General features: G+C 41.1%; 18 protein-coding genes. 7 read left to right on the top strand and 11 right to left on the bottom strand.

Translation table 11 applies throughout. The features are described 5' to 3' along the window. Positions 1–169: 169 nt before the first annotated feature. Together QZ998_RS13640 and QZ998_RS13645 are read right to left on the bottom strand one after the other, a co-directional pair. On the bottom strand, positions 170–1,501 hold the full coding sequence (locus tag QZ998_RS13640; RefSeq protein ID WP_296561384.1) for a hemolysin family protein: 1,332 nt from the start codon (positions 1,499–1,501) through the stop codon (positions 170–172). A gap of 392 nt (positions 1,502–1,893) precedes the next feature. Next, complete coding sequence (locus QZ998_RS13645; RefSeq protein ID WP_296561386.1) at positions 1,894–2,259, bottom strand: ABC transporter ATPase; 366 nt, start codon at positions 2,257–2,259, stop codon at positions 1,894–1,896. Positions 2,260–2,583: 324 nt separating this feature from the next. Between QZ998_RS13645 and QZ998_RS13650 the strand changes: the two genes are divergently transcribed. The 4 genes from QZ998_RS13650 to QZ998_RS13665 are packed head-to-tail and all read left to right on the top strand — an operon-like array spanning position 2,584 to position 5,546. Further along, the gene (locus QZ998_RS13650) at positions 2,584–3,306 is read left to right on the top strand and encodes an amino acid ABC transporter ATP-binding protein (protein ID WP_296561387.1); all 723 of its coding nucleotides are present in this window, start codon (positions 2,584–2,586) and stop codon (positions 3,304–3,306) included. 58 nt (positions 3,307–3,364) lie between these two features. Further along, positions 3,365–4,171, top strand: coding sequence for a transporter substrate-binding domain-containing protein (locus QZ998_RS13655; RefSeq protein ID WP_296561388.1), 807 nt, complete (start codon positions 3,365–3,367; stop codon positions 4,169–4,171). Next, positions 4,171–4,893 (top strand): amino acid ABC transporter permease, encoded by a 723-nt coding sequence (locus tag QZ998_RS13660; RefSeq protein ID WP_296561389.1) that lies wholly within the window; start codon positions 4,171–4,173, stop codon positions 4,891–4,893. Before QZ998_RS13655 ends, QZ998_RS13660 begins: the two co-directional genes overlap by 1 nt. Continuing rightward, the gene (locus tag QZ998_RS13665; RefSeq protein ID WP_296561391.1) at positions 4,887–5,546 is read left to right on the top strand and encodes an amino acid ABC transporter permease; all 660 of its coding nucleotides are present in this window, start codon (positions 4,887–4,889) and stop codon (positions 5,544–5,546) included. Before QZ998_RS13660 ends, QZ998_RS13665 begins: the two co-directional genes overlap by 7 nt. A gap of 86 nt (positions 5,547–5,632) precedes the next feature. Here the strand turns inward: QZ998_RS13665 and QZ998_RS13670 are convergent, their stop codons facing one another. Together QZ998_RS13670 and QZ998_RS13675 are read right to left on the bottom strand one after the other, a co-directional pair. Then, on the bottom strand, positions 5,633–6,313 hold the full coding sequence (locus tag QZ998_RS13670) for a PspA/IM30 family protein (protein WP_296561392.1): 681 nt from the start codon (positions 6,311–6,313) through the stop codon (positions 5,633–5,635). A gap of 23 nt (positions 6,314–6,336) precedes the next feature. Continuing rightward, positions 6,337–6,693 carry a hypothetical protein gene (locus tag QZ998_RS13675; RefSeq protein WP_296561393.1) on the bottom strand — a complete coding sequence of 119 codons (357 nt, stop codon included), beginning with the start codon at positions 6,691–6,693 and terminating at the stop codon, positions 6,337–6,339. A gap of 31 nt (positions 6,694–6,724) precedes the next feature. On the opposite strand from QZ998_RS13675, the gene QZ998_RS13680 reads away from it, so the two are divergent. From QZ998_RS13680 to QZ998_RS13690, 3 genes are all read left to right on the top strand, one after another. Next, a complete protein-coding gene (locus QZ998_RS13680) occupies positions 6,725–7,000 on the top strand; it encodes a hypothetical protein (RefSeq protein WP_366512459.1) in 276 nt (91 codons plus the stop codon). A gap of 112 nt (positions 7,001–7,112) precedes the next feature. Further along, positions 7,113–7,865, top strand: a complete 753-nt coding sequence (locus QZ998_RS13685) for a helix-turn-helix transcriptional regulator (protein WP_296561394.1) — start codon at positions 7,113–7,115, stop codon at positions 7,863–7,865. Between the two features lie 47 nt (positions 7,866–7,912). Beyond that, on the top strand, positions 7,913–8,608 hold the full coding sequence (locus tag QZ998_RS13690; RefSeq protein WP_296561395.1) for a transglutaminase-like domain-containing protein: 696 nt from the start codon (positions 7,913–7,915) through the stop codon (positions 8,606–8,608). A gap of 239 nt (positions 8,609–8,847) precedes the next feature. On the opposite strand, the gene QZ998_RS13695 is transcribed toward QZ998_RS13690, so the two are convergent. The 7 genes from QZ998_RS13695 to QZ998_RS16950 all read right to left on the bottom strand — a co-directional run bounded on the left by QZ998_RS13695 (position 8,848) and on the right by QZ998_RS16950 (position 12,567). Next, positions 8,848–9,162, bottom strand: a complete 315-nt coding sequence (locus tag QZ998_RS13695; protein ID WP_296561396.1) for a DUF3089 domain-containing protein — start codon at positions 9,160–9,162, stop codon at positions 8,848–8,850. Positions 9,163–9,322: 160 nt separating this feature from the next. Continuing rightward, positions 9,323–9,622: a hypothetical protein gene (locus QZ998_RS13700; RefSeq protein ID WP_296561397.1), complete on the bottom strand. Its 300-nt coding sequence runs from the start codon at positions 9,620–9,622 to the stop codon at positions 9,323–9,325. A 173-nt stretch (positions 9,623–9,795) separates the two neighbouring features. Beyond that, positions 9,796–10,899: an alpha/beta hydrolase gene (locus tag QZ998_RS13705; protein WP_296561398.1), complete on the bottom strand. Its 1,104-nt coding sequence runs from the start codon at positions 10,897–10,899 to the stop codon at positions 9,796–9,798. Next, positions 10,856–11,497, bottom strand: coding sequence for a TetR/AcrR family transcriptional regulator (locus QZ998_RS13710; RefSeq protein ID WP_296561399.1), 642 nt, complete (start codon positions 11,495–11,497; stop codon positions 10,856–10,858). Before QZ998_RS13710 ends, QZ998_RS13705 begins: the two co-directional genes overlap by 44 nt. A 317-nt stretch (positions 11,498–11,814) precedes the next feature. Continuing rightward, on the bottom strand, positions 11,815–11,958 hold the full coding sequence (locus QZ998_RS13715; protein WP_296561400.1) for a hypothetical protein: 144 nt from the start codon (positions 11,956–11,958) through the stop codon (positions 11,815–11,817). Further along, entirely contained in the window at positions 11,939–12,358 is a 420-nt protein-coding gene (locus tag QZ998_RS13720; protein WP_296561401.1) for a hypothetical protein, read from the bottom strand. Before QZ998_RS13720 ends, QZ998_RS13715 begins: the two co-directional genes overlap by 20 nt. A gap of 44 nt (positions 12,359–12,402) precedes the next feature. Further along, positions 12,403–12,567 (bottom strand): EAL domain-containing protein, encoded by a 165-nt coding sequence (locus tag QZ998_RS16950; protein ID WP_366512460.1) that lies wholly within the window; start codon positions 12,565–12,567, stop codon positions 12,403–12,405. Positions 12,568–12,573: the final 6 nt, after the last annotated feature.

Here is a 12,573-nt window from a genome sequence, read left to right on the forward strand (position 1 = left end):
ATACAATAGCCGCAACTAATAGAATATATACAGCATTTAAAATGAACTGTCTTTTTTTGTCATAAGGGGATTCCATCTATTCCTCCGATTTTTTCATCGAACACATCGTGGTCTTCGATTATCAGTAAAACCGCTCCTCAGGTAATCTGAAAAACGGTTTACTTTCACGCTAATTATTTTCTGATATGTGTAAATCAGTTCTATCTTCGATTTTTATGATTACTTTCTCAATTCTTTTCTCTGTAACGTCAACGACGTTTATTAACAAATGTTTAAACCGGACTTGATTGACTTCATCTTTGGGTGGAATATTGCCAAACAGACTGATCAGAAAACCATTTAATGTCTCAAAATCTTCCACTGGCAGTTCTATATCAAGCGGTTCTTCAAGCTCATCAAGACTGATCATACCACTGATTTCAAACGTTACTTCGTCAAGCTGTTTAATTTCCCGATCTTCTTCCTCATCGTATTCATCGAAGATATTGCCAACAATCTCCTCTACCAGATCTTCAATTGTGACAACGCCAGCTGTTCCGCCGTACTCATCAATCACTATCGCCATATGGGTTTTTGCATTTTGTAAATTAAGAAACAATTCGTCGATTTTCTTTTTAACCGGAACAAAAATCGGTTTTCTGATATAGCCATCCAGGCTAAAATCTGTTACTGGGCTCTCCGTTACCAGCGTAAGCAAATCTTTGACATATAGGATGCCAATGATATTATCGATACTTTCCTGATAAACCGGAATTCTCGAGTATTGTTCATTCTTCACAATATCGATTAACGCCTTCAATTCAATGCTAGACGGTATCCCAATCAATTCCATTCGATGGGTCATGATATCTTCAGCTGTTTTATTATTAAACTCAAAGATGTTGTTAATCATGATCTTCTCACGTTCGTCAATGGTACCCTTTTCTTCGCCAACATCAATCATCATGCGTATTTCTTCTTCAGTGACATCGTCATCGACTGAGTTCGGATCAATGCCAAAAAGTCGGACGCAAAAATTCGTCGAAGCAGTCAGAAATTTAACAAAGGGGCTTGTAATTTTAGACAGCACCATCAGTGGCGTTACAACAATAAAAGCAATCGCTTCAGCTTTATTCATCGCCACCCGTTTTGGCACAAGTTCGCCAAGCACTAGTGTAAAATATGAAAGGACGAGAGTAATAATGGCAACTGTTGTCCCCTTTAACAGGGTCTCCGAAATGGCCAGGTTATAGGTTTTGATCAGATTAACCAGAGGATCGGCGAATGATTCTGCCGCAAAGGCACTTGCCATAAATCCCGCCAGGGTGATGCCAATTTGTATCGTGGCCAGAAATCGACTCGGTTCACCTAATAAACTGGTCACTTGTTGGGCTTTTTTATTGCCTTCTTCCGCCATCAACTTGATCTTATTGTCATTGAGCGATATCAATGCGATTTCTGATGCCGCAAAAAACGCATTAATCGCAATTAAACTCATTAAAAACAAAATGTTTGTCAGCACGTATTCATCCTCCTAAATTAAAAACGAAAAAAAGACCATAAAAACAGTACTCAAAATACTGCGTCAAGGTCTACGATGGTAAGATGAAAGTCTTAATCGTACTAAACACGGTTTCACTTTTCTATTTTTGCACATCGAGAAACTAATCCTATGCGTCTCTTCAGGTTCATCGTCCACTTAATGATCACTCCTTTTTTGTTATTGTTGTTATTCTACACCATCTCGCGGTATAGATCAATGGAATTATGCTTACTATAAATATTTGGGATCATCTACAAAGGGGTCGCTGTGAATGGCAATGATTCTTCCTGCAAAGTCTCTATGATCTGGTGACGCAGTGACTTTTGGCCGACAAAGCAACCCCGATTTTACTTAATTAAATCGCCGCTAAATTATTTCTTATGGGTTCCGATGACTTCACGCTTGATGCGATCTTCAACCCGACGGTTAAGCCACATGATCGCGGTTTCAATATGGACTAAGGCCATCGCGTTTTCGGTACATTCAAACTCACCTTCCTGGTATAGCTTTAAGCGATCTCTGACAATCTCTAATAAATCAGAATCGATTACACCGACTTCCGATCCTGGTTCGTTTCTGCCACCCTTTTGAAACTTAATTCTCGCCAGCTCAACGGGATCGTCTTCTTTGGTGCGAATGATGTATTCGCGATAGGCATTGCCAACGGCCTTTTCAGCAACCCGATAGACCTCATTCAAATTGCCTTTGTACTGAACGGTTGTTATTTTTTCACCCATTATACTACCCTCTTTTCCACCTTATATAAAGGTTTAAATTATTTTCTTCACTTGATAATATTTTGCAGACCTTTGCGTTTGATTATCTTTACAAACTCATTATAAGCTTTTTATATCCAAATTCCTATCCTTTATTCAAAGTTACGCGTAATAAATTGAAAACGCTTGACAAAAGCTTTTCAAAATAATATTATTGATTAGAAAGAAAAATATATTGAGATAACTTATGTAGCAATGGAGCTTCAGATATACTTCTAATTACTGTGTATATTCTATTGAAGTTCTTTTTTTGGATTATCGATATTAGATTTGGAGGAAAAGTGATTGATTAAACTTCAAGAGGTGAATAAATATTTCGGAGCAAACCATGTCCTCAAAGATATTAATTTAACCGTTGCCGAAGGTGAAAAATTGGTTATTATCGGACCCTCGGGTTCTGGTAAAAGCACCACGGTTCGTTGTATGAATTTTTTAGAAGCGCCGACATCGGGGCATGTTTTCATTGATGGTGAAGAACTCACCCAGAAAAATAAAATTCAGCTGGTTCGCCGGACATCGGCGATGGTATTTCAAAGTTTTAACTTATACCCACATAAATCAGTGCTGGAAAATTTGACCCTGGCACCGATAAAACTACAAAAAATACCAAAAGATCAAGCCATTGAAAAAGCCCGAAAATATTTAGCGACGGTTGGTTTGAGTGAAAAGGAAAATGCCTACCCATCAACCCTGTCCGGTGGCCAGCAGCAACGTGTTGCGATTGCCAGAGCACTGGCAACAGAGCAAAAAATTATTCTTTTTGATGAACCGACATCGGCGCTTGACCCGGAAACTGTTCAAGAGGTGCTGGATGTCATGATCAAATTATCAAAAGAAAATATTACCATGGTTGTGGTTACCCACGAAATGGGTTTTGCCCGAGTCGTTGCCGATCGCGTCATCTTTATGGATGAAGGTCGAATCGTTGAAGAAGGAAAACCTGAGCATTTCTTTGAAAATCCTTCCGAGGAACGAACAAAGCTTTTTCTCAGTAAGATTTTGCGTTAATTTCTAATATCAAACGATATTAGCTATTATAATATTTATATTTAGGAGGAAAATGATTATGAAAAAGGTACTTTCTGTTCTGCTTGTTTTAGGTCTGGTTTTTACACTGGCAGCTTGTGCGCCGGCGGCAACGACTACGAGTGATAGCGGTGCTGACGGCAGTCTTGATGCAGTCGTTAAAGCTGGTGTTTTAAGAGTCGGTGTTAAAGAAGATGTTCCTAATTTTGGACTTAAAAACACGACAACTGGAGAAATCGAAGGTTTTGAAATTGATATTGTCAAGCTTCTGGCCAAAGAAATTCTCGGCGATGAAAATGCTTATGAACTCACACCAGTAACCGCTAAAACACGTGGTCCACTGCTTGATAATGGTGAAGTTGATCTGATTATCGCAACATTTACCATTACTGACGAACGAAAATTAACCTATAACTTCTCGACCCCTTACTATGAAGATGCCGTCGGTCTGTTAGTTAAAAAAGATGCCGGTTTCAAAGGTCTTGCTGACATGGATGGCAAAGTAATCGGTGTGGCTCAAAGCGCGACATCCAAAGAAGCCGTTAATAAAGTAGCCACTGAAAAAGGGATTACTGTAACATTCTCAGAATATGCAACCTACCCTGAAATTAAAGCCGCATTAGACTCTGGACGCGTTGATGCTTTCTGTGTTGATGGCTCAATCCTCGGCGGATATGTTGATGATTCAACGATGATTTTACCAGATCGTTTCTCACCACAACAATATGGTGTTACCTCAAAACTTGATAACATCGCCCTGACTGAAGCGGTTGACGGCTATATCAGCGGATGGCTAGCTGATGGAACCATTGAAGAGCTAATTACGAAATGGGGACTTAACTATTAATGAAAAGTTCTAATCCTTTTGCCTTATGGCGTTGGGAGAAGATGTTTGGAGAATGGCAAATGTTTGGCGAAGGGTTTCTGCGAACGATTGAGGTCGCAGCCCTCGCCTTAATCCTTGCGGTTGTTCTGGGTGTTATCTTTGGTGTGATTTCGACATCAAACAACAAGGTAATGCGCGGAATCGCAAGGGTCTATGTTGAGTTTTTTCAAAATACTCCCCTGGTTATACAGGTTTTCTTTATGTATAATGGTCTTGCAATTGCCGGACTACGGCTTAGCGTGTTTGCAATTGGTGTACTAGGCGTGGGTATTTATCATGGTGCGTATGTTTCGGAGGTTGTCAAAACTGGTATTACCTCAATCTCAGTGGGACAAGTTGAAGCAGCAAAATCCCAGGGTTTTACCTATATTCAATATATGCGCTATGTCATCCTACCGCAGACGATCAAAATAATTCTCCCACCGCTGACAAATCAAGCGGTTAACCTGATTAAGAACACCTCAGTCCTGGCAATGATTTCCGGATTCGATCTGATGTATATGGCCGATTCATGGGCATCATCCAGTCTCGATTATGGGCCTTCCTATGTCTTTGCTGGTCTTTTATATTTCATGCTCTGTTTCCCACTGGCAACTTGGGCAAGAAAATACGAAGAGCGCCTCAAACGAAACGATATTGCTCGGGTTCCCTTTGATCCAAGTGAGGAGGCGGTAACATGCTAGACGTTTTTAATAATGTATTTACGCCCTCAAATGTTCAATTTATGGCTAAAGGGATGGCATTAACGTTGACCCTGTCGGTATCCGTTGTCATCATCTCAATCATTTTCGGAACAATCCTGGCATTACTGCGTACCTATGAAAAACGCTTTTTAGGTCGCTTAGCCGGGGTTTATATCGAAGTATTTAGAAATACACCACTGCTACTGTGGGTGCTCGTCTGTTGCTTTATGATACCGTATGGTTCGATTGTCATGCGCGGTGGCTTAGCCTTGGCATTATACACATCGGCAGTACTGGCTGAAATCGTCCGCGGGGGCTTAAATTCGATTGCAGAGGGACAATTTGAAGCAGCAAAATCGCAAGGTTTTACGCTGATTCAAACATTAACCTTCATTGTTCTGCCGCAATGTTTTAAACGGATTATTCCTTCCCTCTTATCGCAGGTGATTACGACCATTAAAGACACGTCTTTTCTACAAGTCGTTGCGATTCCGGAGTATACCCGAAGCGGATTTGTTGTGATGGGACGATACACCACAACACCGGAAGTGTTTATGATTTTTTCGGTACTGGCACTCGGTTACTTTGTCGTATGCTTTAGTCTTTCCTGCGTTGTCCGCAGTTATCAAAAAAGAACTGAGACAGCAAGCTAATGAGAGCAAACGAGATCAGGCTTATATTTCTGCAGACATAGACAAAGTCATGGATTTAATTAGAATCCATGACTTTGTTTTTTTATTTACTGCAACCCCAACTCTTTTTTAAGTTTAGCCAGTTCCTCATCGACCGAAGCAATTCCGGCTTCGGCATACTTTTCTTCTAAAGCTTCGGCTGGGTCAACCGGCTTGATGTTGAGTTCGGCCATGGCGTTGGCTTCATCGAGCATCCGGTCGGCCTTTTCTTCCATTCGGGTAAAGGCGTCCATGGCATCCTCGGTTTGATTGGTTGAGCTGCTGGCTTGATTGATGATTTCCTGAGTTTTGGCAATCGAAACCTTGGACTTGATCATGGTTCGACGTGCCTGCAGGGTTTGGATATCCGCCGCCAGTTTATCATGCATCTGTCGCATTTTCATGGCGTTCTTATGGGCAGCGGTATAAACAGCCATCAATTCGGAATCCAGATTTTCCAGCTCCTGTTTTTTTTCAAGAAAGATTCGGGCATCCCCTTCATTCCCGGCTACCAGGGCTTTTTTGGCCAGGCCGGCATATTTTTCCACCTCGATCTTGTTGTTGTCTAGCGAACGTTTGGTTCGGGTTTCTTCGCCCATGATTGCTGCGGTGCTGCGCTTCACTTCGGCCAGATCCTCCAATAAATCAATTAAATACTGATCGATCATGATCGCCGGATCTTCCATCTTATCCAACAGATCGTTGATGTTAGCTCGGATAATATCGCTGAATCGTTCTAAAATTGCCATCTCTTTCCTCCTTGTTTTACGAATTACTTTTTGTTCTCATCTTGCTGACCTGACGGATTATCCTGATATTTTTTCGCCAGGGTTTCGATTTCCACATCGTCAAATTTTTCCAACGGGGTATTTAGCATTTCGGCGGTTCGCTTGGCCTCCAGATTTTTCTGATTTTTGGCGTGTCGCCACCAGACAAATAATAGCATTGCTAATATAACCACCCCAAAAACAATAGCAATGGTAGTCATGGCCGAGATCCAGGGTGACTTGGTAACGGTCATGATCCGGTCAGCCGCATCCCGGAAGGAATTGCTGAAGAACTCCTCATCGGTGAGGCTACCATCGTAATAATTACGGTCAATATAGTCCAGTAAAATGAGGTTGCACAACGATCTTTAATTAAAGGAGAAAACACCAACTATGGCTAAACAAAAAGAAGTAAAAACCAATGCCATGGGCATTTTGGATAAATTTAAAATTGACTATAGCCACCAAAGCTATCAATGCAATGCATTTGTGGACGGGTCACAGACAGCTGACTTACTGAACTTACCCTATGAACTGGTTTATAAAACCCTGGTAACCGAAGGAAAAAGCAAGAATTATTTTGTCTTTGTGATTCCTATCGACTTATCGACCAGCTACAAAATAAAACATAGACAATTTCTGCCTGTCTCTGGTAATCAGTTAAGTTGAGGTCTTGTAGCTTTTTTCTAGGCAGCTAACTCAGGTTGTTTTCTTAAATAAGTTGATAAAATGGTGTCTGGCGAGTAAAATCCAGATCCACATTAAGTGAGTAGGTGATGTAATGAACGATATTATTAAATACGGTAGGAATTTTATGGCAATTTCAAATATTATAGAAGCGAATTGCCATAAACACTGGTTGTTGCAATTGTTCCTCAGCAGTAAAAAGGAATTAAATATTGAAATTAACGGAAAACACATTGCATGTAGTGCCATTCTTGTAAACATGGATACACAACATACTTTTAATGCCGAGGGAGAACCCCATTTCACGATGTTAGTTGATCCGACAACCGACCTTGGCTGTGTGATGAGAGGGTTGCTAAAGGGTCAGCCTTTTTATATTTTCCCAGGAGAAAAAATAAATGTTATGCAGCCTGCTTTCAAAAATGTACTTGAACAAAAGAGCCATGATGCTATTCTTTCCTTTGCTCAGAGCATTACCTTTCAGTTTGATTACAGTAATATGAAAATTTTTAGTGACCGGGTTATAAAAGTACTGAATCACTTGGATGACTGTGTACATGAAGTTGAGTTTCATCAAATAAAATATTTTTCTAAAAAAATAGGCCTCTCTGAAAGTCGCCTGGCACATTTATTCAAAGAAGAAACAGGTATACCCTTAAAAAGTTATATTGTTTTACATAAACTCCAGAGAGTGTACGAATCAATTTTTAATGGCGAAAACATAACAACAGCAGCTCTTAATGTCGGTTTTAATAGTTCATCCCATTTTGCATACACCAATAAAATGATGACCGGAATGTCTGCAACAAATATCATAAGAGATAGCGAGTTTTTGAAAGTTTTCTGACAAGTATATTGATAAAATGTAATCAAACAAAATAGGAGGATTATACAATGAATAAGTACTTGCAAGAAACACAAATGTTGAATTTTAACCACAGTTCAATACAGCGATTAGTAAAAAAACAGCGGTGGACAAATGGCGATGATTTTCATAAAATTCTAGAAATCTATAATTTTGTACGTGACGATATCGCATTTGGGTATAACACAGATGACACGATTTCTGCTTCTGAAGTTTTAAATGATGGCTATGGACAATGCAATACAAAGGGAACGTTATTTATGGCACTGCTGAGAGCAGTTGGAATTCCTTGCCGGATTCATGGTTTTACGATTGATAAGAAATTGCAAAAAGGAGCGATGACAGGGATAATTTATAGGTTTGCTCCCCAAAGCATTATTCACAGTTGGGTTGAAATTCAATATAAAGATCATTGGTATAACATAGAGGGTTTTATTCTGGATAGCCAATATTTGAACAAACTTCAAGAAAAGTTTTCTGATTGCACAACCAGTTTTTGTGGATATGGTGTTGGTACCGCTAACTTTCAAAATCCGCAAATAGAGTGGGATGCCAATGATACTTACATCCAAAAAGAAGGTATCAACCACGATTTCGGCGTATTCATTTCCCCTGATGAATTCTTTGAAAAATATCAGCAACCGATGACGCCATTAAAAAAATGGATTTATCAGAATATTGGACGAAAACTTATGAATCGCAATGTAGAAAGAATTCGCTTTTAACTTAAGGTTAAAAGAATAATATACGAGCAAGGTGACATATTACCGTTTGTAAAGAATTAGTCTAACCTTGTTGCTGCTAACCGAATAAGGCGGGCATTATGACATATGGACGTTTCAAGTTCTGTCAAAAAAAGCCTGTTTTTATGCTGAGTTCATAAAATACGCACAAGGGGACATAAAACCTCCGTCTCCTTGTGTACGTTGATATTATCCATTTTCAAAAAAAAAAGAAGCAGACCTTAATCTGTACCCTGGCTAAAGCCGGCCAGCACAAACGGCCGACCCTGATTGTAATCTTTGATGTACTGATCAAAGGCCTTTGAAACATCCGCGTAGGCCAGATCAAAATATTGATCCGATTGGGATCCATCCATGGTGTTGGCGTTCAGCGCCGCCTGCCGGTAATATGGAGCAAATAAATTGGCGTCATCGGCGTAGAGACCTTTTTCCATATTGGTCGCCCCCAGAAACTGGGCCTTTTTTTGTTGATCACCGAGATCCATCGAATGGGACTCAGCGATCCCCAGATAAACCGTCGGCGCCACAAAAAACACATATTTGATAAAATAAACATACTATTTCAGTAAATTTAAAATGATTGTAAAAGCAGCTTACTTGTGAAAAAAATGGGGAGAAAATTTGGGATGAGATTGCGCCCATGCCGGGCACACCAAATGAGGCACCCTACGGAACGTAGGGTGCCTCGCCTTTTTATTATACTAACTGTCCTGGCAGCTTCTTTTTTTCTTTCGGTGAGAAGTTCATATCAAACGCTTCAACATCGGCATCATCAACCAGATAACCTACCGGGTCTTGATAAGTGCCGGTTACTCCTGTAAGATAGCCTTTTTGTAATTCCTTCACGAAATCTGAACGGCTCCGATATTGATGAAGCACAAAATGTTCCGAACAGCCGGGACGGTATTTATTCCAAAAAGCTTCTCTTGTAAGGTTTTCAACTTCTCTCCAATCCTTTTGCATTTCCAAACGAACTGTACAATAATCATTTGCCAATGTTATAATCTCCTTGTAAGATAGTTTTAACAACATATAAAAGGTCTGTGGATCGTTAATCTATGCAAGCCGCCCAGCTTGCTACAATCTTCAATAGATCATAATATTTCATATAACGATTCTCTTTTTTTTATATTAATTTTCCCACAGCCAAGATGCTCTCTCCAAAGTATTTAGAAATCCATTTGTAGTTCTTTCAAAATCGCAATTGATCGATCCGGTTCTTCAAAAATCGGGCTGTGGGCGGAATTTTCAAAAATGTAGCAGTGTTTTTCGGGAGCCTGGATTTTTTCAAAATAGGCTTCGGAGAGATGCCGGTTAACGGTGTAGTCGTAAGCGCCGACAAAAAAGTAGATCGGAACATCAACCCGGGTTAGCGATTTGCTCAAATCGCATTGCCATAGTTCCTGATAAAGCCTTGTTTTTTTTGTAAAGGCTTTGCCCCGCCAGATAGTTACTTTTTCAGTAACCGTATATTCACGACTTTTCATGACTTCTAGAAATACCCCAGTCAACACCGAATCCATCGTACGGGTGGTGCCAATACCGGCTTGATGCATCATCTGGTCGCGGATCCGATCATAGCCGGGGGTTCCGTAGGGGGCAGCTTTGAGCGCGTTGACATTTTTGTGATGATCAGATTGTTCATAAAAGTCCAGCATAAAATCATAGGCGATTTTTTCAGAAAGATCGGGATTCGAAATCTGAGCTACACCGATATAAGCCCGATACAGCTCAGGTGCCGTTGCCGCCGCCTGAATTCCGATATAGCTGCCACCAGAATGAGCCATCAGAAAGATTTTATCCTGATTAAAGCACTTTCGCAGGTAGTTGCTAACGGCAATGGTGTCATCAATCATTTGCTGGGTGGTCACCGTATCACTGGGAATGGCGGTCTTGTAAGAGCGTCCGGCACCGCGCTGATCCCACCAGACCACCGTAAAATGATCTTCAAGTCCCGAGGGGTATGCTTGATTGAGCCAATATTCCGGCAGCCCTGGACCGCCATGGAGGAATAATAACACCGGTTTGTTTACATCCTTGGCCTTGATGATCATGCCCATTTCAACGCCGTTGATCTCAATCGATGTTTTTTCAGCCAGACTTCCGGCTAAGTAATCGCCGTTGGCATCGGTGAAGGGCTTTATTTCGCCGGGACTGCAAATAAATAGCGTCACTAAAGAAACTGTCGCTAAAGCGATGATTAAACTAAGCAGTAAGAGCACCATCTTCTTAATCATTTTGAACATGACGCGATTTTTCAAATTTTCGTTCATCGTTCAAATCTCCCTGTGTATTTCGGAGCAGATCCTCAATTTTAGTTTCCCATGATTTATCATAACGGACATTTTTCATGGTCGCAATCGAGGCCAGACCGTGAACGGTCGACCACATCGTGATAATGGAATCCTTGATTGTCTGATCGTCCATGCCCAGACTTTTTAAAATACGAAAGGAATGTTGTCGTAGGATTTCAAAGGGCGGAAAATTATCGGTGCCGTCATCATCCATCGCTAAATTTACCGACATGCTGGAGTGGGAAAACAAAAAACTAAAATAATGGGGTTGATTGATAAAAAAGAGGACATAGGCCTTACCCATCTGGATCAGGATTTCGGGGTCTTGGCTGTCCGAATAGGTCTCGATTGCGGATTCTAGCGCGGTCATAAACAAGTTGGTGACATGATGCTGCATCCCTTGCAGGAGTTCATCCTTATTTTTAAAATGACTGTAGGGGGCGGAATGGCTCACTCCACAGCGGGCGGCAACCTTTCGCAGCGACAAGCCATCCTCCCCCTTTTTATTAATCAGTTCAATACCTGCTTCAATCAGGCTGTTTCTTAAGTTGCCATGGTGATAGGGTTTTTCTGACATGATAGTCCTCCTGTAATCTTGATGTTGTAAAGATTATACCCCGCAATCTAGACAGTGTCAAGATAAAAGATAATTATAGCGTTCGGTTTTATAAGGAAACGCAATCCGAAGTTGAAAAATAGTTATATAACTACTTAACCCGCTTAATTGAGTTCAGGTGCTGTGCAGCAACAATAAATTTCAGCCCAATGCATTAATATCGGCTTCGCTATAGAAGCCTCAATCGATGACCAGTTTTACTTTTTCGAATTTAAAAGAAACATCTCCTCAGGTATTTGCAGCGGATTCCGACCACTTTCCTAAGTTACTGCTTGGTCTTATTTTAGTTTAAACTCGCCAACCATCTTCATCAGCAGTTCTGCCTGACCCGAGAGTTCTTCGCTAGAAGCGGCACTTTCTTCGGCAGTAGCAGAATTTGTTTGAACAACCTGAGAAACCTGTTCAATTCCTAATGATCGCATCGAGACGGGTGGCCGTATTGTTGACTGATTCCTTCAAACGATTAAAATCGCCCTGATACGATCCCGTTACCAAGACCTGGAGGTTTCCGTTTGAGATGGCTTCCATCACGGTCATAACCTCGTTTGTTGGTTTGGCGACTTCAACTAGGATATCATTCATGCCGCTGACCAGTTCTTTCCAAGCGCCGCTGAATTTATCGGTATCCGCCTGAGTGGTTAAATGTCCTTCAATGGCAGCCTGGGTCAGCAAACCGGCATCTTCAAGCACCTCGTCGATGGCGGTCTTGACAGTGGTTAAACTCTTGCTGATTTCATTGAATTGGGCGCTGACCGCACCGGTATATTGATCGACTGAGGCCACACTTAGATCAAAGTCCAGCTTTCCGTCAGCCAGTCGCATCAGATTGGCAGCCAGCCGTTCAACTTCTACATTTTGATATTCGGCTACTTTTGACTGACCGGTAATGTAAAGATATCGGGTGGTATGCTGCCGTATAAGGGATCATTCCAACGCATCAGTACTTCATATCCCTCTACCATTTTGCTTTCGACCGAAATAATTGGCTGGTATGCAAAAGAAATCCACTTTTCATCGGTACTGCTATGCATTGTCTG

Source organism: uncultured Acetobacterium sp. (assembly GCF_927416815.1).
In the GTDB taxonomy this organism is placed as follows: domain Bacteria; phylum Bacillota; class Clostridia; order Eubacteriales; family Eubacteriaceae; genus Acetobacterium.